Here is an 18,138-nt window from a genome sequence, read left to right as displayed (position 1 = left end):
GTGAACTGTGAACTGTGAACTGTGAACTGTGAACTGTGAACTGTGAACTGTGAACTGTGAACTGTGAACTGTGAACTAATAATTATGGTCTTATCTCCACTTCCGTACCATACTTAACATATTGCCCTATTATTGCAATATCCTCATCATTTAAAGCTATACATCCAGCTGTCCAGTCCTTCTTCCAATTTCCTTTAAATGTTCCAACTCCATGAATACCTATTGCACCACCTAAAGGTGAATTCCAAAGTGGTTGTTTTTTATTATTAATGTTCTCTTCTATTTGATTAAATAAATTCTGATCTATTAATCCATTTTCTAATCCTCTTTTAGCATCTTCAATATTTGGATAACTTAATCCTAAAAATAAGCTATATTTACTTTTATCATTAATAGTACATATATAATAATTTCCTTCTGGAGTTTTAAAATCCCCTTCTTTTTCCTTATCTCCTATAGGGCTTTGTCCTAAATATATTCTAAATCTACCAATTAGTTTGTTATTTGCATAAAGTTCTAAAACATGTTTATCTTTATATATAATTATAGTAGCATCTTCTAATTCCAAATCATATTCATTGTAGAACAACTCCATATCTTTCCCTTTTTCATAATAATCCTTCACTAATGTCTCTTTTCTCTCTATATTATTCTCAAAATATTTTAGGTCTTGTTTGTCTATATCAATTGCTCCTAAATCACTATGATCCTCAAAAGTATTCTTAACTCTTTTATTATTAATAAATATAAAACTTATAATTATTATAATAATTCCCGTTAGAAACAGGGTTCCTAACATTTTTTTCAAACTCATTTATGTCTCCTCTTTTTTTGAAAAACTACCTCTACCAAAATATACAATCATTACAAAATTAGAGTTGCTTAATAGCTTTGACCCTGAAATTCCAATAAGTAGACGGGTAATATTACCCTATCAATGTCTACTTCCTAACTATATCTAAAACTTCATTTTCTACTTTTTCAATATTCGGAACATAACTTTTTAATAATGTCATACTTCCTTTTAATGTATATTCCCCTAAAGTTGCCGGAACAAAAATACTATCACCAATATTTATCTTTTCAACTATTCCTCTTGCTTCTATCTCTCCTTCACCTTCTACACAAGTGAATATATAAAATCTTTCTGAATCAGATTCTTCTTTGCAAATTGTATTTATATCATATTTTTCAAGAGAAAATTCATTGCAAAGACATAAATAACTTTTGCTATATCCTTCTCTTTCAATTTTTACTCCTGTTGAATTCTCACCTCTTAGATTAACATCAATAACGTCAAGAGCCTTATCTACATGTATCTCTCTTCCTCTATTATAGTCATAAAATCTATATGTAGTATCTGAATTTTGTTGTATTTCCGCAATAATTGCACCTGGTCCTATTGTATGAATAAGTCCACTTTTAATAAAATAAGTTTCTCCTTTTTTAACTGGAACAAAATTCATATAGTCTTCTATATTTCCACCGTCTAGAGCTTCTCTTATTTGTTCTTTTGTACAACCTTCTTTTAAACCTAGTATTAATTGTGTACCTTCTTTAGCATCAACAACATACCATACCTCTGTTTTACCCATATCATTTTCTACTCTTCTTGCGTACTCATCATTAGGATGAACTTGAACAGATAACTTATCACTAGTATTTAAAAATTTAATCAACAAAGGAAACCATTCTTTAGATATCTCTGTACCAACTAACTCTGAACCATATTTAGAAATCAACTCTTCTAATGTACTTCCTTTAAGCTCTCCACTCGCAACTACACTCATCCCATTCCTATGACAAGCTACATCCCAACTTTCTCCAATTTTACCTTCTGGCAAATTATCTCTAAAATTTTCTAAATCTCTTGCTCCCCAAAGTTTATCTACATAATAATTCTCGAATCTTAATGGATACATATAATCACCTTTCAATTTAAATTTATATTTTTTTTAATAGTATATCAACTTCAAGTTTACCGTTAATGTCTAATCTTATATATTTGTTATCAAGACTATTATAATTATTACATCCCCTTATTACAATACCTTTCCCCTCTAAAATATAAAAGAATGCTCTTAAATATCAAGAGCATCCCTTTGTATATTACAATAAAACTTTAGATTTTCTAATAAACACTTATAAATTAAAACCGCTCTTAATTTATAATCTCTTATAGTTTTACAATCAAATAATTCATATCAATTTATTTTTTATCCGTAGTTGCCATCACTTCATCTTTTGTTTCACTAATACTTTTTGAAATTTTTGTGTCTCCATATAAATTACTTAAACTACCTATTAAATCGTGCAAGAAATTTGCTCCTCTTGAAATTAATAAACCGGTTAAAACTATACCAATGATAGGAATTTTAAAAGGTACACCAACAACAGCAAATAAATCTGCACCTGTGCCTATTGCTATAATTATTCCAACAATTATTGCTCCTATTCTATCAAAAGATATTTTACCTTCTTGCCAAACCATTTTTAAAGTTTCCCAAACAGATTCACCTAAAAATGCAAGTACTAATAACATTGCAACGCTCATCTAAACACCTCCTCACATATTAATTCAATCTATTTATAGTAAACTTGTCCAATATCATAGTATGCATTGTGTAATAAAATGATTAACCTTTTTCCATTATTATCAATACAATAATAGTATAAGCAATATACTTATGGAGGATTTATGTATTTTAATGGTTTTACACCAAGAATGATGGAAGATGAACAAATTTATCGCCAAAAATTATATGCTTTTTCAGTTCATGGAAACAGTATGCTAATACGCTACTCTAATAGACTAAAGGATATTGATAGAACTGGTCCTTTTATTAGAGTTGAAGGCAAAAAGGGTTCCAAAAATACATTTTTATTTACTGTACCTACTCCACTGATTGTAAATGATAGAAGAACTAAATTAGAGACAGCCGTATTAAGATTCAGATGTGGCTCAAAGGATGCCTATATTAATGCAGTAACAATCTATGATGGTGAGAAAGAAATAACGTCTCAAACTGGATTAAAAGCTTCTCCTGAAGAATTTAAGACTAGAAAATTCGATATTCCGGGAAATGTACAAGTAAAACTAGGAATAACTATTGCCTTGGATGTTACATTTGGAAATAAATCATCATCACATGTTATGGATTTCAGTACTGCTGGTTGTGAATATACATTAATTTAGTGCATACAAAAGCCAGCAATCTCCTAGATTACTGGCTTAAAACATAACTGCTAGTGAACATAGCCTTTGTAGCTATTTATCTACACTATCAATATTAAATGAGGATTCATTCAAACAATCAAAAACATTCTAATTTATAAGCTTTAAATACTCTCTATTTTGAGTGTACAACCATCATTTTAATTCATAAATAATATATTTGTCACTAATCTAGGATATAATCTACTTCCCAAATCTTTACCCGTTTCACTATGAACCTGATCAGTTGCACATTGACTGTTACAAGGTACAGTTTGCCACAAAGTATGAACCTTATCCCATTCTGTAATTTGTTCTTCTGTGAATTCCATATCCAATATATCTTCTGCTACATATTGGCATAAGAAAATCTTACTCATCCACGTATTGTTACTTGTTGAAGAAAGCTTCCATCCACCAGAAACTGGATCTAAGCAAATTCCTTTTACCAGTATCGTTTTAAGATGCTCTTTTAGGATTTTTACTAAATTTGCGTATCTTCCTTCTTCACCTGTAGCATCCTCATCACCTATGATATATGGAAATACCAAACCTTCTATAGCTGGAATTATTCGAGATTCATTTCCCTTTTCAAAAACAGCTGGAATATATTTTTCATCTAAATCAAATTTATTTACTAAACTTTGACATAAATTTAAAGCCTTTTGATGCATTTCAGTAGCCTTCCCCTCTTTACCTAAAACTTTATAGAGATTTTCCATGCATACATAAGCTGCCCATGTTTTTACTGCTAAGTATAGATTGTTTCTAGCCTGTCCTAAACTTACATCTAAACTATCGTAAGTTGTTATTTCAGCACCAATTCCACAACGTAAACTGTCTGTATCAATAACTCCGTCATTATTTAAATCCCTTGCTAATAATGATTCATAGCATTTATCGAATACATCTAAATTATTATTGACCCAATCCTTGTCCCCAGCATTTAATGCATATACAGATGCGCATATTACCCAGTTTACTAATTGCTCAGATGTCATATATCCAAAGCATCCATCTAAGTTTGACCTTTCATAAGAAGAATATCCCTTAGGAGAAAACATATTTGCAACACCCATATCATGAGTAAAGGAAATTCCTCCTTCATGCTCATTGCCTTCTAAATCCTTAACCCCTTCACAATATGAATATCTATTGACAAAAAGGTCCAAGGAATTCTTCATTGTCCACGGATGATATTTCATTTCAAAATGCAAATGATCAACGGTTAAATCGAAGGTATTCATCATTCTGTATTCACCTTCATTACTTACCCAAATATATTTATTATTTGAATCAAGTAATAATTCTGAATTAGCATAATAGCTATGTGTTGCATGAGCTATTAAGAATTTTCTATATTCATTCATTTCTTTTTCTTCTAATTCTTTGTCTTTTTGATTACATATATTTATATAGTAATCTTTGTTCTTCAGTAAAAATTCCATAACTTCTTCAATATTTTCAAATAATTCTGTATAAGCAAATCTGCTTTTAATACCTGATGTAATATTACCACCTTGATAAGTTGCAAATGAAAAATAAACCGTTTTCTTTTCATTCGCTTTTACTTTTATTCTTAAAACAACCTCATTACCTAATTTATTGAGTAGTTGATCATCCTTATCCGCCATAGACATTAAAGCCATCCAGTCAATGTTCTCTTGAATTTCTACTGATTTTTCACAGGCAAAACCGTATCTAGTATCAACCGCTCCTCCTAATAGTGAAAATACCTCGTTATCAGATAAAAGTCTTCCATTTTCATCTAGTTGCATACCAAAGAAAAGTTCTGCATCTTGTGTATTATTTGAATTGTCCAGAGTAACCTCTCCAATAAAGCCAGGAGCTAATAATAATTTTTTTTCTTCTAAAGTTAAATCTTCAACATCTTTCACTTCTGTAAAAGGACTGTAGAACTTAAAGCTTATATTTCCTGCTTTCCAACTATCGCTAGCCCATTTCATTTCTCTAGTAATTTCATCTTTTTTGAATATATTTACTTTTTTATCATTACTAGTAGTAGACCCTTCTAAGCCAAATTCTGATAGTTTATTACCAAAGTCTAATTTAGCAAATGGAAGTAAATTCATCTTGTCATTTTTATATCCTATATAGATATTCTTATTTGGCGATTTTACATCACTTAATGAAAAACCTCCGCCTTCACCTATTTTCCCTAAAAGAAAGCTTGCATAAGCCCCAAAACTACTATGATGCGCTTGATATGATTTATTGTACATTTTTCTACACTCCTTAGTAACTATTGAATTTGGTTGATTGAACAATATTTCAATCGCTGATTTATATCTTTCTGTTATCGCCAAAATTATTAATTCCATACTAGATTATTAAATATATAAGCCTAAATACATACCCATTATAAATAGTATATAATAACCTTATGACTTTGTAAACCCACTTTAAAAAGATAAATTCATCATATTTTTAGCTCTTTATTATACATGAAAAAAACGCTTACAATATTTACTTAGTAAGCGTCCCTTAATATTTTATATACAGTTGTATTTACTATCGGTGTATTAACTTATAGATACATTTAAAAAAAATCCAGTAATCTTTACGATTACTGGATTTTACATGGCAGGGGCACCAGGACTCGAACCCGGAACCAATGGTTTTGGAGACCGTTGTATCGAAACTTTTATTTTTTATTTACAAACGTCCATTTTACAGTGCCCTATATATTGTATAAAAATTTCTCATTCGCAACATATTTCAATGTAATTAAATTAGTTTCAATGTAATTTAAATTTTTGTTCAGTATTTTGTTCAGTATTTTATAATAAACTAAGATATATATTTAATAGTTCAGTGAACTTTATTAGTTCATTTTCTTTAAGTCCTTTAGTTTTTAAAAAATCGAAAATAGCGCTAAACGATTCAGCTCTTTTTTCCCACTTTTCTGTTTTTGATAGTTCTTCTACACTTTTATTATTCATCCGCTTCCCCCTAAATTTTATTATCTTGATTATACTCCTATAATTTTAATTTTACAAGAACGTTTGTTCTGTATACCGAACGCTATCTTTATAATAATTCCTCACAATGTTTAATTCCTTTAAAACTTTATCCGTAATAAATAACATAACTTACAATACATAAACAAATTTATTTCTTGAATCTTTGGGCTTTAATTAAATTTTCTTAATCAATAAACAAATTTATTTAGTGAAATTCGACTATTATCGACAAAATAACATTTGTTAACTTTTTGTAAACAATAAAATATGCATATCTTATATTTTAATTTTATCACAATATCTTATCGCTACCAGCGATAGTTTCGACATATATTTCCTGTACAACCAATAAGCAAGCATTGAATTTTGTCGAAATAAAGGTTATATATTAAATATCTCTATAATTTTTGGAAGTGATATATGAAAGCATATATTAAGATTAAAGAACTTAGAATAAAACATAATTTAACGCAAACCGAATTAGCAAAGAAATCTCATATATCACAGAGTTATTTGTCTGAACTGGAACATAACAAAAAAAGTCCTACTTTAAGACAATTAGGAAAGATAGCTGAAGCATTAGAAGTTCATCCAACTGAACTTTTTTATTTTAAGTAAAAAGTGCATCACTTAGCATCACTTTATACAAACATTTATATATTTTATTTATTATAAGTGTATAGGGGTGATGCACTTGATAAAAGATGAAAATACTAGAATTACGATAACAATACCTAAAAAATTACACAGGAAATTAAAGAAAGATGCTGCTTATGAAGATAGATCTGTTAGTAATATGGTTTCAAAAATACTAAAAGAGTACTATAAAATGAATAAAGAAGATTAAGTCTTGGTTAACAATCTAAGGCTTAATCTTAATACAAAAAAGGCGCACTCCAATATCTTAGTATAGAGGAATTACAGTGTTACTATGAAAATGCTAGGCGGTCCGATATAGCTGTATTGAAGATGTTGGAGTGTTACTCTAATTTTGTTACTGTTGTGGTACACCTCAAATAACAACTTTTCTGTGATTTATTTATACGTACTTTTATACGTATAATAAAGAACCCCAAGATTAGATCCTGGGGTTCTGTGCTTTCTTAACTAAATAAACATTACTACTTAGTTTAGATCCTCTTATTGTAATACAATTATTTTCAAATCTACCTATACTTTTTAATTCTAATATAGAGTATTTAGTAATTAAGATAAATCTTTCTTCTGTTTCTTCATCCCCAGTAAAAGAATAAATATTATACTGTAGCATATACAATATAGGGTTAACATAAACTAAATCATTTCTTACCGATACAATCCCAATTACTATGAAAATAATAAAAAACATAGTCAATGCTTTAAAATCATTTGAATTAACAGTTATAAAAGGAAGAATGTAAACTAAAATATACTCATTTATTTTTTCATTATTTCTTTTTAAACAATGAAATTTTTTGTAATTCGTGCTTGTAGCTGCTGCTCTTATTATTATCATTAACAGAATTAATGAAATTATAGTTAATCCTAAAAAAGCAATTATCAAGACAATATTTTTTTTTGCTGTAGCAATTAGTAAACTGATATTATAATCTTCTTGAATTTTTATCTCTACATATTTTGAATAAGTATCAAAACCATTACTAATAATAAAAATTATATACAATGGGATGTATGACGATATAAATAAAATCCATTTACTAAATTTAGTAATCACTAATACTCAGCTCCTTAAATTCTATGAATTTGTAAGTCTGTTCCCAATTATCGTCTTTGCATAACTATCTGATAGTAAAGCAACTAATATTGATAATTGTTCTTTACTTTCATACTGAAATTTATTATTAACAAATTCTATTGGCAATTCAGCTTCTCTTATAGCCTCTGAAACTCTATCCAAATTTTCTAATATCAATGAAATACTGCTATCTCTCATTGCTCTAGTAAATTGTTTTGCAATTCTTAAACTATTCTGGCAATCTTCTTTAAAATCTTCTATATTATTTATAAGGTTACTTCTACTAATTTCTTCTAAAGCTAAACCCAAATTTTCCATATAATTATCTTTATAATTTGTTATAACTTCAAATGAATATCTATTAAATACAATAATTATATCATCATTGACTACAATAAAATCTATAATATTATCAATTTGAAAAATATTTTCATCAATTTTCCTTAACTGATTATTTAAAATTCTTAGTCTTATACCTTTTGATAGACTTTTAGATTTAGAATATCTCCTAAAAATTTTAATATTATCAGTTCCATTAGATATTTCTGATAAATAAAAATTAATTTCTCTTAGTTCATCAAAATTTTGTGCTAAATTATTAAGATCTTCTTTACTATTCCTTAACGTTGTATACCCATCAACAATAGTTGCTCCTATAAATTCAACAGTTCCATCTTTTTTCCCTACTGCATCAAACTCAACCAAATCATTAATTCTAATAATATTGTCAATAGTCGGTTTTAATAACCTGTATATCTCGTTTTGGACTGCATCTCCTAATTCAGATTCTAAAAAACTATAAAACCGTCTACTCTTATGTCCAAGAAACAATTTCACATCACTATTTTGTTCTGTAAAACCATTTAATGCCTGTAGTAACTCATTTTTATTCATATATTATCTCCTATTATAATATTTATATTCCAAAAAATATATGCTATAATAGAGATACATTTATTGAAATATATTTTGTTTTTAGAAACCACATTGACGGTCAATCAGCAGTGGTTTCTTTTGTTATATTGTATACTTTTTTACTAAAAAGGACAAGTTTTTCCAAAAATAAAAAAAATCCCTGAGCCTAAGCCCAGGGTAAAATTTAATCTTCTAATTCTTCTGTATTTTCTATGCTATTATTTATAACTCCATCGTCCAATTTGTCCTTAGCGGCTTTATATAAAGCACTTACTATTTTTCTTAATATAGATTTTAGTGCCTCCTCTGAAAAAGCTAATGTAATGACTTTTGGTAGCAACTTATATAAATTATCTACAACCCAATCTTCTTGATCTCTTCCTGAATCTAGCACTGCTTTCTTTGCTAGCCTTTTAGCTTGTAGCATCATACTAAAAGCTTTAGACTTAAATTTTTCTCTTTCGAATAGTGCATATGCAAGTACAGCGATTATCACAACAATTATAAATCTGTATTCAAAAATAAAGTTAAAAATTTGTTCTTTCATTAATCTTCACATCTCCTTTTTTATTTTAATAATTCAGCCCAAGTTAATGGCCCAACAATTCCATCTGGTACTAAATAATTCTTCTTTTGGAATGCAAGAATAGCTGCTAATGTTTCTTTGCCAAAGAACTTGTCAGCGCCATAAATAGGTAATTTATATCCCTTGTATAAAAGGATTTTCTGAATAAGATATACAAAGTATTTTAAATTTGAACCCTTTTTAATAAGTGGTACCGCACTAGCAGTCTTAACTCCCCAAATACCATCCAATTTTAAAGCATGTCCCCATTTGTCTTTATATCCGTATTCGTTGCACAATTCTTGTATTTGTCTTACAGTTACGTGTCCATCACCTACACCAGCTGATGGTTTCTTCGCAGTTGCTACAAGTCCCATAATGTGTGTTTTAACTATGGAAGAACCTGGGCAAGTCTTTGTACTATTTTCATTATGGAAACGTGTATACTTACCTTTGTCTGTAAAGTAAGTAATTAGACCTAGCAATACATCTAACTGCGCCCCTTCTAAAACGTCATGACCTACGTCAAAATTACCTATCATTTCTAACATAAATGCCTTACTGTTATGTCCAAGAATAGATGCTGGATTCCAAGTGAAATTCCTACCTGTTAAAATCTTTCCGTCAGGGAAAATTGTTATATGTTGACCTATATCAGACCAACCTTTTGTATTTACATGGTAATTTTTCATACCATTTTGTAGTGCTACTGCATTAGACCCATCATAATCTTTCTTTTCAGGTCTCCAAGTATGATGTACGTGAAGCTCCTTAAAATCGTGTTTATCTAACAATAATAATAACTGCGCTAAATTTAATTCTGCGTACATTTAAACCACTCCTTTTTATTTAAAAATATTATTTTTCTATCTCATCTAAACGATGGTGTGCTGATTTGGTGCTTTCTTCTACTCTTACAACTCTTTCTACTACATCAGATATCTTTCTGTCTTGTGCTTTTATATCAAGCCTTATGTCGTCAACTCCTTTCGATACATAATCCAGTTTAGATTCAACTCTTGTAAATTGCCTGCTATCATCTTTTATATCATTTTTTGAATTTCTCCAAAATCCTGATAAACCTAACAAAGTCCCCAGAATTGTACATATAACTCCAATGCCTATATTGGTCATAAAGCACCTTCTTTCTCATATAATTAAAGGCAAAATAAAAAGACTATTTCTAGTCTCTACTTTGCCTTTTAAACTTATTTATTTGTGTCGCATTATTAATCTATTATGACATAATTGTTTGCTTCTGCCCTTCTGTAATCCAACCTTTTATAACTGCGTTCTCTAACTTTGTTTCATCTATCATTTCTGACTTGTAAAGTCTTAATAAAGTTTCGTACATACTACACCTCCAACATACTTAGTACTAATGTATCTAGCGTTTCTTGCATTATTTCTAATTCTGTTTTTTCTTTTTCTTTTTCAATAGGTTGCGGCGTATATTCTTCAAAGAGATTCTCAAATAACACTTCACCTTCATGGAATTCTTTTAATCTTAAGCAAATTCCTTCACTTTGCTTTTTAAAGAACTCGTTATATAATACATCAGATATCACAATATCTGTTTCTTGTGGTAACCCATGTATTTCGTTTGTTTTAAAACTGAAGCTTTTACCCTCTTTTATGCTTAAATATTTCATATTTATTTCCTCCTCTTAATAACCTATAGCAAACCAATAAAACCCATATGCTTGAACTCCACAACTACTATAGACGTTAAAGGCAGTTCTACCTAGTGCTATTCCTGTTGAAAATTGTGACGCTGAAATCATTTCTATAGAACCACTAAGGCATGCATTAGGGAATTCTATTGGAAATGAAAGTGACCTTGGGTTAGATGAACTAAAATCACTGCTACCCCATTGAATTATTAATCCTGTTTTTTTATCTTTAAACCAACCGTTTGCACTAAAACTTGCTTCGTTCATCATTTCTGACAATTGCGCATCAACTATGTCCATGTTATCATTCAAATCACCGACGCTAACGGGATCAGTTAAATCTGGTTTCTTCAAATTATAATTTGTTGTATATTGCATTTAATTCACCTCCACGAGTATTTTTGCTTTTAATATTTCTGGACCTATATGATATTTAAACCATACATAAAATCTACCTTTTTCAGTAGCTGAGAATAATGCAATCAATTTATGTCCATCCATTGTTGGTTGTCCAGTTTCTATTACGTCTCCATCAGTTTTTAAAATTTCATACTCTGATGCATCAATTGTAAAATCTTGTCCTAGTAGATTATTAATTTCGATTCCTACTTCTCTTACTTCTCCTTGTGTTACATACATTACATCACCAACTCTCTGTAATTGTATTTAGATACAATCTTTTCATTTGTATAAATACACTCAATTTCTTTTGTATTGGTATCCTTACTCAAAATTGAGAAACCAAAATTCACTCCATTTTTATTAAATCTAAAATTTTCATCTAATATTTTAACTTCCATCTTTTGAAAATCTATACGCACAAATAAATCTGAATAGTTAGTTTCATTACCAGCGCTATCAATAGCTTTTAATTGAATAATATATTGTCCACTTATTTTCTTCTGTATTTCAGCTTTAAATGTATTTGGTGGGATGAAGTCAAAACTGACCTCAATCCCATTTACATAACCCACCATTCTCATTAGTCTGATACCGTAACTTGAATTACAAAAGTAGTGCCAGTATTAGTAGTTTGAGGTGTAAGTGTAACAGCTGTAATATTTGGTGGAGTTGTATCTAATGTTACTGTTCTAGTGATTTCTGAATATTTACCTGACCCATCTGTTGACCTTATTACGATAGTATTACTTCCTTGAGATAATGTAATTGATTTACTAAAGTTACCACTTGCTACGGAAACTGTTCCTTGGTCTACTCCATTCAATTTTATAGTAACAGTTACTGGGGATGAAGTTACGTCATTTGTAGTACCACTCACAGCTAGACTAGCATTGTTTGTTATTAATCCATTAGTTGGGTTAGTGATATTCAATACTGGTGGTACTGTATCAATTGTGAATGATGTTGAACTTGTACTTGATAAGTTACCATCATTATCTTGTACCGATATAGTAATAGTATGACCACCTTCTGAAAGTGCTGATTGACATGTATATGTGCAATCATAACCATTAGATACGGAGGTGCATACCATACCAGCTGAATCGTTGCTAATAGTTTCTCCACCGTCAATTTTGAAAACCAATGATGATATTTTCACACCAGAACCATTTGTTTCATCTCTTAGTGAAAATGTTATTGTTGGACTTGAGTTCGTGAGTTTAGCGCCAGATGATGGTGATAAACTTGATATCGTAGGTTTCACTGTTTCTTTTACATATAACTTTAATTTACTACCCAAAGTTCCATCTGTATCATCTTTAATAGTGCTATTACCTGCTTGGTCAGCAGCTTGTATCTCAACCGGATAATAGTGTCCCACATTGTTGTTATAACTTGATATTGCGGGAGCTGTTATAGTAGCTTCCCATTTTCCACTAGTACTATTATAAGACAAATCATATGTGCTTCCATTGATTACTGCTTTTACTGTTTGTACTGCCATTCTATTCAAACCTCCTTAACTTAATATCTTCCCAAGTCTTTTCATTGATTTCAGACCAGGTTTTATTATTTATATTATCCCAACTTACAAATAGCTCTTCCCAAGTTTTATTATTTATGTCATTCCAAGTTGAACCTTCTAAATCACTCCATATTGCAAAACTTTCTTCAATACTAACTTTGATTAATAAAGCTTCATTAGTTGCTACTGTATTCTTAGTAAATTCAATATTTGTTATATTCAGCATCTAACTCACCCCTGCTAACTCTCCCCAAGTACACCCTTTATCAACTTTATTATCAACTTGTAATTGTAAATTACCCGCAGCATCTGTGCTTAGTTGATTTTTCATATCATCAAACCACGTATTAAATGCATCTTGATACTGTGCAAATAAATCAGTTGTATCAATTTCTTCTATTGTACCTTTTACAACTCCACAATAATTATTATCTAGTCTTAGATCTGTAATATTTTCTTGTGTAATGCTTGTTATTCCAGCATTAATATATATATCCGCAAGTCCTAGTTCGTAGTAATCTGCATCACGAACTATATCTGTCGCAACTGGAGAACTAGCAAATGTACCCTTTTTAACGGTAGCTTGAATAATTCTGTTTGTTGTGCTAAATTGTAAGACAACTCTATCTATTCGATTTAATACACCATCAGCAACATCAAGAGTTAAAATCAAATCACTATCATTACAGTAGTAATATCCATTAATCCATCCTTGTCCAGCTTTAACGGTCACTGTCATATCATTATTTGCAATTATTTGCAATCCGCTTGAAGGGTTAGGGAATATACCATTACCAATAAAACTTGCGAAATATTCCGCAAAAAAATCTGATTTATATTTTCTATCTCCACTAATGCTTTTAAAAATGCCACTCTTTTCAGCCATTACATCACCTCAATTTTTGATTAATCTTATCTATTATCGTTGGGATATTATTGCCAAACACAGCATTAATTTGTTTCCCTCCACTTTCATAAATTTCTTCGACTTCCGTAATCCTCGGATTTAGAATCACACCCCATTTTTTACTTAAGTGTGTAACAATATCTCCTAAATCAAAATCTTTTTTATATTCCAAATTAGAATTCAAATTAATTTTACTTTCAAAAGTTGTTATTTCTTTAGTTTCAGACAACTTAGAATTCCCTTTTTCTATTAATAAATTAATATAATCAGTATCATTCATAACTACACCGTCATTTTCATTGCTCAAGCTCTTTTGGTCTTCAAATACTTCAAATCTATCTAGTCCACTTGCATTACCCACTGTAGCCAGTTTTCTTGAAGTACCTTCTCCAACACCTCCAACGAGTACTAAATTTTTATAGTCATTGAAATTATCTACATATTCTTGTTCTAAGATATTTTCAAATTCCTTAGAAAAAATTGCCCTTGGATTAATACTCTGGTTTATACTTCTATCTAGTCCCTCATACACATCAAATATTAATTTTCTTTCTTTAATGTCAAGTTTCACTCTATGCCCTAGACCTGATACATTACTTAAATTTTCTAGTTCATCCGCAAGGTTCTTATAAGATACTTGATAATTAACATTATGAGTAAAATTATTCAACGTACCTAAACTAAGATTATCAATTATCCTATTACTATCTATTGGCATAACACAATTTTTATTCACTAATGTTCTCATAGCATTTTCAGTTGTAGTATTTAATATTTCAGTACCCCAAATGATTCGTCTACTCAAATACCCCAAAAGAAATCTACCCTTTAATACTAAAGTTTCACTACCATCTGTATTTTGTTTTAGATTTCTATATTCAATGTATCCTGCTTCATCATCATCTTTTTTATATATAATATTTTCTCTTGATAATAAACCTAAAGTAGTTGAAGTTAACGCACAGTGCAACTCAAATTCACCACTCTTATAATATCTTCGTGTCCACATTAAAGAAGTAAAATCATCTAATATTCCTTTAAAATTTAATTGTCTATCAAAAATATATAACTCCATACTATACCCCCAAATACAATGGCATATAATATATTGTTACTTCTAAGTTATCAATATTCACAGCTGCATCATAGCGCATAAGATTATCTCCAGGTTGTAATTGCAAAAATGTAGATTCAAAATCTATATAATTAAAATCATTAACAGTTACACCATTAAGACTACTTTCTACTTTTTTATTTCCAGCATAAGTACTAACAGATATTATTTCACCTGCTTGCATTGTTTTATTTATTTTAATAAATTCTTGCGTATTAACATTTACTATAGATGGATTCTCTATTGTTGCTAATGCTTTAAACTCAACTCTTATTCCACATTCAACATCACCATCATTAAAAATATTAACAATTAAAGATGGTTCTCTATGTTCTATTTCTATGCCTTCTTCACCTATTTCTAATGGAAATTCAAAGTCACCAACCCATAAAGCTACTTCTTCTTTAGATTCATCAGTGTTTTTAAAAAATGGATCAGGGCATATCAAATCTACTTGAAAATTTAATTGGTCATAAATATTATTTATTTTAGAATCAAAAGCTTCAATTTCATATTCTATGCTTCTTTCTAATCCGCAATAATCAATTATTAATATACCTGTATTTTTAGGGTTAAAAAAAGAAACTAACTTTTTACGTTCAGTCTCTTTATTAACTCCCTTAAAATCAGCGGAAATAAAAATAGGTCTCTTATTTATCCTTTTACTGTCCACATGGCTTCCATCATATTGCGTATTAGATACTAAATTTATTTCAAATTCAGCACTTTCTATCCCTTCTAAATCTACTATTTTATAATTTTCATTTCCCAATTCTAACGTTTTATTATTGCTTACTAATTTTAGTATTAAATACTTATTATTCAAATGCCAAATCCCTCCCTACTTTCTTAAGAGCTCTTGCATTTTCAGATGGAGTTCGTTCTGGATTAACTATTGTAACATTTTGAGTAACTCCATTATCATTATTATTTATTGTGTTAGAGTAATTTTTATTGCTATTACCACCAACAACCTTAGCTGCAGTATTAGATGTTTCATAATCCACTGTAGCTTTCATTTTAGTAGTTAAATCAGACATATTGGCATCAATGTCCTTTTGGAGTTTTGGAGTTTCCACGTCAACACCAACACCTATACCTTTAACCAAATTAACACCTATCAAATCTCTCATAATTCTACTAGGAGAATGAATTCCAAAGAAATCTTTAATTCCACTAATTACATTACCAGCAAAGCCCCCAATTTTATTTAAAATCCAATTTTTCATATTCCCAATACCATTCCAAATCCCTCGTATAAGGTTTTTACCTATATTAAAGCCACCTGTAAAAATTGATTTTATTGAATTTAATGCACCTCTTGCTATAGAACTAGCCGAACTTCTTAAAAAACTTCCCATTGAAGAAAATCCTCTATCCATATTAAGAATAAGATTTTTACCCCAACTAAGTCCACCTGTAAAAATAGCTTTAATAGCATTCCCAATACCTTGCGCTATATTTTTACCAATAGTTAGAACGTGACCTTTCATAGAAGTAATCCCTTTGCCAATCGATTTTATTACTGACTTACCTAAACTAGCCCAGTTGTACAAAGTTATCACATTTATAATAGCCAAAATAATTTGAGGAAGATTAGCTATCAAAGTTGGTATACTATCAATCAAACCCTTTATGAGCATTAGTAATATATCAATACCAGCCTTAAGTATTTTAGGTAGCTGTGCATATATTGCATTTGAAAAATCATTAATTATTCGAGGAACTTCTTGTATTAGAGTCGGTAACGATTCAACTAAACCCTGCACTAATGCCATAAGTATTTGTATACCAACATCAACAATAGTCCCAATATTAGATATTATTGTATCGCACATACCTGTAATAACTGAAATTAACGTAGGTATCATTCCCGGAATTGCCTGAGCTATTCCCTGAGCTAAATTAATAATTAACTCTATTCCTAGTTCTAATATCTGAGGCAATAAAGCCAAGATACCATTAAACAAACTTGTTACTATTTGTATTGCAGAATTTGCTATTTGAGGAAGATTACTTTGTATCCCACTTATAAAAGATTGAATTGCTGATATCCCTGCATTTATTATGTCAGGTGCTTTTTCAGCAATTTTGACAATAATCTGTGAAAACACATCCCCAAATTTAGCAACTAAATCATCAAAACCACCTTTTTCAAAAGCATCTTTTAATTGTCCTACCATCCCATTAAGTTCACTAACTGCCTCTTGAGCCATAGGCAATAACGCTGTTCCAATTGTGCTTCCTAAATCTTTTACACCCAATTTTGCTATTTTTAATTGGTTAGCTAAAGAATCTGATGTTCTTTCAAAATCTCCTTGTGCATCAGCAGAAACATCCATCAAATAATTATATCTTAGCATTGCTTGCTCTGCTTGAGTCATTTCATTATAAGGTTTAGTAAGTCCCTCTGCCAATGCATAAGCTTCAAGATTTGCCACACTCATATTAATACCTAGCTGTTTCAAAGGTTCAGTTTCACCAGATATGCCAGCTCTTATCTTCGCAAAAGTTTCTGTTGGATCAAGATTATAAAAACTAGCAAAATCACCTGCAAGTCCAGTCATACTTTCCGACATATCAAGAACTTCATCACCGGTAAGCCCCATAGATTTAAGCATAGATCCCATAGTTCCATTAAATTGTTTAGCTTGTAATTCACTTAATCCAAATGCAGTTGCAGCATTTTTTGCCCATTCATTAATTTCACTTGCATTATCACCAAAAGTTACATCAACAACATTTTGAACTTCTTGCAAATCGCTTGCTAGATTAATACTCGCTGCCCCTAATGTACTTAAAGCAGCTCCGGTTGCTATTACAGCACCCGTAAATACTTTTAGCCCTGTCTTAGCTACATTCGATAATCTACCGCCTAAATTGTTAACTCCCGTTTCAGCCCCGCTACTGTCTATCTGTGTATCAATTATAATGCTTCCATCAGCCACTATTATCACCTACTTTTTTATAAAATAAAAAAAGCAGGCATTGGCTCACTACTCTTTGGTGTGGCTCTTAGCTCTGTCTTTTGGAATTTCTAATTTAATTATCTTCTTACACCTGGTACATTTAATTTCACCCCTAATATACTCAGCTTTAAGTAA

24 protein-coding genes are annotated in these 18,138 nt (G+C 30.1%); 3 read left to right on the top strand and 21 right to left on the bottom strand.

Translation table 11 applies throughout. The features are described 5' to 3' along the window. Positions 1–82: 82 nt before the first annotated feature. From ACVHXK_RS13600 to ACVHXK_RS13590, 3 genes are all read right to left on the bottom strand, one after another. The gene (locus tag ACVHXK_RS13600; RefSeq protein ID WP_461206952.1) at positions 83–814 is read right to left on the bottom strand and encodes a L,D-transpeptidase family protein; all 732 of its coding nucleotides are present in this window, start codon (positions 812–814) and stop codon (positions 83–85) included. A gap of 127 nt (positions 815–941) precedes the next feature. Continuing rightward, complete coding sequence (locus ACVHXK_RS13595; protein WP_461206951.1) at positions 942–1,922, bottom strand: type I phosphomannose isomerase catalytic subunit; 981 nt, start codon at positions 1,920–1,922, stop codon at positions 942–944. Positions 1,923–2,209: 287 nt separating this feature from the next. Continuing rightward, positions 2,210–2,554: a hypothetical protein gene (locus ACVHXK_RS13590; RefSeq protein WP_461206950.1), complete on the bottom strand. Its 345-nt coding sequence runs from the start codon at positions 2,552–2,554 to the stop codon at positions 2,210–2,212. A 144-nt stretch (positions 2,555–2,698) separates the two neighbouring features. Here ACVHXK_RS13590 and ACVHXK_RS13585 point away from each other — a divergent pair, with 144 nt between their 5' ends. Continuing rightward, positions 2,699–3,196, top strand: a complete 498-nt coding sequence (locus ACVHXK_RS13585; RefSeq protein WP_461206949.1) for a DUF6623 family protein — start codon at positions 2,699–2,701, stop codon at positions 3,194–3,196. A 179-nt stretch (positions 3,197–3,375) separates the two neighbouring features. Here ACVHXK_RS13585 and ACVHXK_RS13580 read toward each other — a convergent pair whose 3' ends face one another. Both ACVHXK_RS13580 and ACVHXK_RS13575 read right to left on the bottom strand, forming a co-directional pair. Then, on the bottom strand, positions 3,376–5,457 hold the full coding sequence (locus ACVHXK_RS13580; protein WP_461206948.1) for a glycoside hydrolase family 52 protein: 2,082 nt from the start codon (positions 5,455–5,457) through the stop codon (positions 3,376–3,378). A 558-nt stretch (positions 5,458–6,015) separates the two neighbouring features. Next, on the bottom strand, positions 6,016–6,177 hold the full coding sequence (locus ACVHXK_RS13575) for a hypothetical protein (RefSeq protein ID WP_461206947.1): 162 nt from the start codon (positions 6,175–6,177) through the stop codon (positions 6,016–6,018). A 441-nt stretch (positions 6,178–6,618) separates the two neighbouring features. On the opposite strand from ACVHXK_RS13575, the gene ACVHXK_RS13570 reads away from it, so the two are divergent. Together ACVHXK_RS13570 and ACVHXK_RS13565 are read left to right on the top strand one after the other, a co-directional pair. Further along, entirely contained in the window at positions 6,619–6,816 is a 198-nt protein-coding gene (locus tag ACVHXK_RS13570) for a helix-turn-helix domain-containing protein (RefSeq protein WP_461206946.1), read from the top strand. Between the two features lie 76 nt (positions 6,817–6,892). After that, a complete protein-coding gene (locus tag ACVHXK_RS13565) occupies positions 6,893–7,045 on the top strand; it encodes a ribbon-helix-helix domain-containing protein (RefSeq protein WP_461206945.1) in 153 nt (50 codons plus the stop codon). A 231-nt stretch (positions 7,046–7,276) separates the two neighbouring features. Here ACVHXK_RS13565 and ACVHXK_RS13560 read toward each other — a convergent pair whose 3' ends face one another. From ACVHXK_RS13560 to ACVHXK_RS13485, 16 genes are all read right to left on the bottom strand, one after another. Next, entirely contained in the window at positions 7,277–7,912 is a 636-nt protein-coding gene (locus ACVHXK_RS13560) for a hypothetical protein (RefSeq protein WP_461206944.1), read from the bottom strand. Between the two features lie 21 nt (positions 7,913–7,933). Beyond that, complete coding sequence (locus ACVHXK_RS13555; RefSeq protein WP_461206943.1) at positions 7,934–8,827, bottom strand: Kiwa anti-phage protein KwaB-like domain-containing protein; 894 nt, start codon at positions 8,825–8,827, stop codon at positions 7,934–7,936. Positions 8,828–9,032: 205 nt separating this feature from the next. Continuing rightward, the gene (locus ACVHXK_RS13550) at positions 9,033–9,395 is read right to left on the bottom strand and encodes a hypothetical protein (RefSeq protein WP_461206942.1); all 363 of its coding nucleotides are present in this window, start codon (positions 9,393–9,395) and stop codon (positions 9,033–9,035) included. 20 nt (positions 9,396–9,415) lie between these two features. Beyond that, the gene (locus ACVHXK_RS13545; protein WP_461206941.1) at positions 9,416–10,243 is read right to left on the bottom strand and encodes a peptidoglycan recognition protein family protein; all 828 of its coding nucleotides are present in this window, start codon (positions 10,241–10,243) and stop codon (positions 9,416–9,418) included. A gap of 28 nt (positions 10,244–10,271) precedes the next feature. Next, on the bottom strand, positions 10,272–10,547 hold the full coding sequence (locus tag ACVHXK_RS13540) for a hypothetical protein (RefSeq protein WP_461206940.1): 276 nt from the start codon (positions 10,545–10,547) through the stop codon (positions 10,272–10,274). Between the two features lie 103 nt (positions 10,548–10,650). Beyond that, positions 10,651–10,767, bottom strand: coding sequence for an XkdX family protein (locus tag ACVHXK_RS13535; RefSeq protein WP_461206939.1), 117 nt, complete (start codon positions 10,765–10,767; stop codon positions 10,651–10,653). 1 nt (position 10,768) lies between these two features. Continuing rightward, on the bottom strand, positions 10,769–11,065 hold the full coding sequence (locus tag ACVHXK_RS13530) for a hypothetical protein (protein WP_461206938.1): 297 nt from the start codon (positions 11,063–11,065) through the stop codon (positions 10,769–10,771). A gap of 15 nt (positions 11,066–11,080) precedes the next feature. After that, positions 11,081–11,464: a gp53-like domain-containing protein gene (locus ACVHXK_RS13525; RefSeq protein WP_461206937.1), complete on the bottom strand. Its 384-nt coding sequence runs from the start codon at positions 11,462–11,464 to the stop codon at positions 11,081–11,083. Next, on the bottom strand, positions 11,465–11,725 hold the full coding sequence (locus tag ACVHXK_RS13520; RefSeq protein ID WP_461206936.1) for a hypothetical protein: 261 nt from the start codon (positions 11,723–11,725) through the stop codon (positions 11,465–11,467). Then, positions 11,725–12,069, bottom strand: a complete 345-nt coding sequence (locus ACVHXK_RS13515; RefSeq protein ID WP_461206935.1) for an Ig-like domain-containing protein — start codon at positions 12,067–12,069, stop codon at positions 11,725–11,727. Before ACVHXK_RS13515 ends, ACVHXK_RS13520 begins: the two co-directional genes overlap by 1 nt. Beyond that, positions 12,069–12,992 (bottom strand): Ig-like domain-containing protein, encoded by a 924-nt coding sequence (locus ACVHXK_RS13510; RefSeq protein WP_461206934.1) that lies wholly within the window; start codon positions 12,990–12,992, stop codon positions 12,069–12,071. Before ACVHXK_RS13510 ends, ACVHXK_RS13515 begins: the two co-directional genes overlap by 1 nt. A 1-nt stretch (position 12,993) precedes the next feature. Next, positions 12,994–13,239 (bottom strand): hypothetical protein, encoded by a 246-nt coding sequence (locus ACVHXK_RS13505; protein WP_461206933.1) that lies wholly within the window; start codon positions 13,237–13,239, stop codon positions 12,994–12,996. Further along, positions 13,240–13,899 carry a hypothetical protein gene (locus tag ACVHXK_RS13500; protein ID WP_461206932.1) on the bottom strand — a complete coding sequence of 220 codons (660 nt, stop codon included), beginning with the start codon at positions 13,897–13,899 and terminating at the stop codon, positions 13,240–13,242. It abuts the gene before it with no gap. 4 nt (positions 13,900–13,903) lie between these two features. Then, positions 13,904–14,995 carry a siphovirus ReqiPepy6 Gp37-like family protein gene (locus ACVHXK_RS13495; RefSeq protein WP_461206931.1) on the bottom strand — a complete coding sequence of 364 codons (1,092 nt, stop codon included), beginning with the start codon at positions 14,993–14,995 and terminating at the stop codon, positions 13,904–13,906. A 1-nt stretch (position 14,996) separates the two neighbouring features. Next, on the bottom strand, positions 14,997–15,860 hold the full coding sequence (locus ACVHXK_RS13490; protein WP_461206930.1) for a phage tail family protein: 864 nt from the start codon (positions 15,858–15,860) through the stop codon (positions 14,997–14,999). Continuing rightward, positions 15,853–17,982: a phage tail protein gene (locus tag ACVHXK_RS13485; protein WP_461206929.1), complete on the bottom strand. Its 2,130-nt coding sequence runs from the start codon at positions 17,980–17,982 to the stop codon at positions 15,853–15,855. Before ACVHXK_RS13485 ends, ACVHXK_RS13490 begins: the two co-directional genes overlap by 8 nt. Positions 17,983–18,138: the final 156 nt, after the last annotated feature.

The organism is Clostridium sp. DL1XJH146 (assembly GCF_054819755.1).
Note: the sequence above shows the minus strand (reverse complement) of the source record. Positions and strands in the feature narration are given on the sequence as shown.

Bases quoted from the DNA above. Each gene is read 5' to 3' on its own strand.
- ACVHXK_RS13590 (WP_461206950.1), bottom strand. From the start codon at position 2,554: ATGAGCGTTGCAATGTTATTAGTACTTGCATTTTTAGGTGAATCTGTT.
- ACVHXK_RS13580 (WP_461206948.1), bottom strand. From the start codon at position 5,457: ATGTACAATAAATCATATCAAGCGCATCATAGTAGTTTTGGGGCTTAT.
- ACVHXK_RS13510 (WP_461206934.1), bottom strand. From the start codon at position 12,992: ATGGCAGTACAAACAGTAAAAGCAGTAATCAATGGAAGCACATATGAT.
- ACVHXK_RS13525 (WP_461206937.1), bottom strand. From the start codon at position 11,464: ATGCAATATACAACAAATTATAATTTGAAGAAACCAGATTTAACTGAT.
- ACVHXK_RS13515 (WP_461206935.1), bottom strand. From the start codon at position 12,069: ATGAGAATGGTGGGTTATGTAAATGGGATTGAGGTCAGTTTTGACTTC.
- ACVHXK_RS13505 (WP_461206933.1), bottom strand. From the start codon at position 13,239: ATGCTGAATATAACAAATATTGAATTTACTAAGAATACAGTAGCAACT.
- ACVHXK_RS13575 (WP_461206947.1), bottom strand. From the start codon at position 6,177: ATGAATAATAAAAGTGTAGAAGAACTATCAAAAACAGAAAAGTGGGAA.
- ACVHXK_RS13595 (WP_461206951.1), bottom strand. From the start codon at position 1,922: ATGTATCCATTAAGATTCGAGAATTATTATGTAGATAAACTTTGGGGA.
- ACVHXK_RS13550 (WP_461206942.1), bottom strand. From the start codon at position 9,395: ATGAAAGAACAAATTTTTAACTTTATTTTTGAATACAGATTTATAATT.
- ACVHXK_RS13600 (WP_461206952.1), bottom strand. From the start codon at position 814: ATGAGTTTGAAAAAAATGTTAGGAACCCTGTTTCTAACGGGAATTATT.
- ACVHXK_RS13570 (WP_461206946.1), top strand. From the start codon at position 6,619: ATGAAAGCATATATTAAGATTAAAGAACTTAGAATAAAACATAATTTA.
- ACVHXK_RS13530 (WP_461206938.1), bottom strand. From the start codon at position 11,065: ATGAAATATTTAAGCATAAAAGAGGGTAAAAGCTTCAGTTTTAAAACA.
- ACVHXK_RS13535 (WP_461206939.1), bottom strand. From the start codon at position 10,767: ATGTACGAAACTTTATTAAGACTTTACAAGTCAGAAATGATAGATGAA.
- ACVHXK_RS13555 (WP_461206943.1), bottom strand. From the start codon at position 8,827: ATGAATAAAAATGAGTTACTACAGGCATTAAATGGTTTTACAGAACAA.
- ACVHXK_RS13520 (WP_461206936.1), bottom strand. From the start codon at position 11,725: ATGTATGTAACACAAGGAGAAGTAAGAGAAGTAGGAATCGAAATTAAT.
- ACVHXK_RS13540 (WP_461206940.1), bottom strand. From the start codon at position 10,547: ATGACCAATATAGGCATTGGAGTTATATGTACAATTCTGGGGACTTTG.
- ACVHXK_RS13585 (WP_461206949.1), top strand. From the start codon at position 2,699: ATGTATTTTAATGGTTTTACACCAAGAATGATGGAAGATGAACAAATT.
- ACVHXK_RS13495 (WP_461206931.1), bottom strand. From the start codon at position 14,995: ATGGAGTTATATATTTTTGATAGACAATTAAATTTTAAAGGAATATTA.
- ACVHXK_RS13500 (WP_461206932.1), bottom strand. From the start codon at position 13,899: ATGGCTGAAAAGAGTGGCATTTTTAAAAGCATTAGTGGAGATAGAAAA.
- ACVHXK_RS13545 (WP_461206941.1), bottom strand. From the start codon at position 10,243: ATGTACGCAGAATTAAATTTAGCGCAGTTATTATTATTGTTAGATAAA.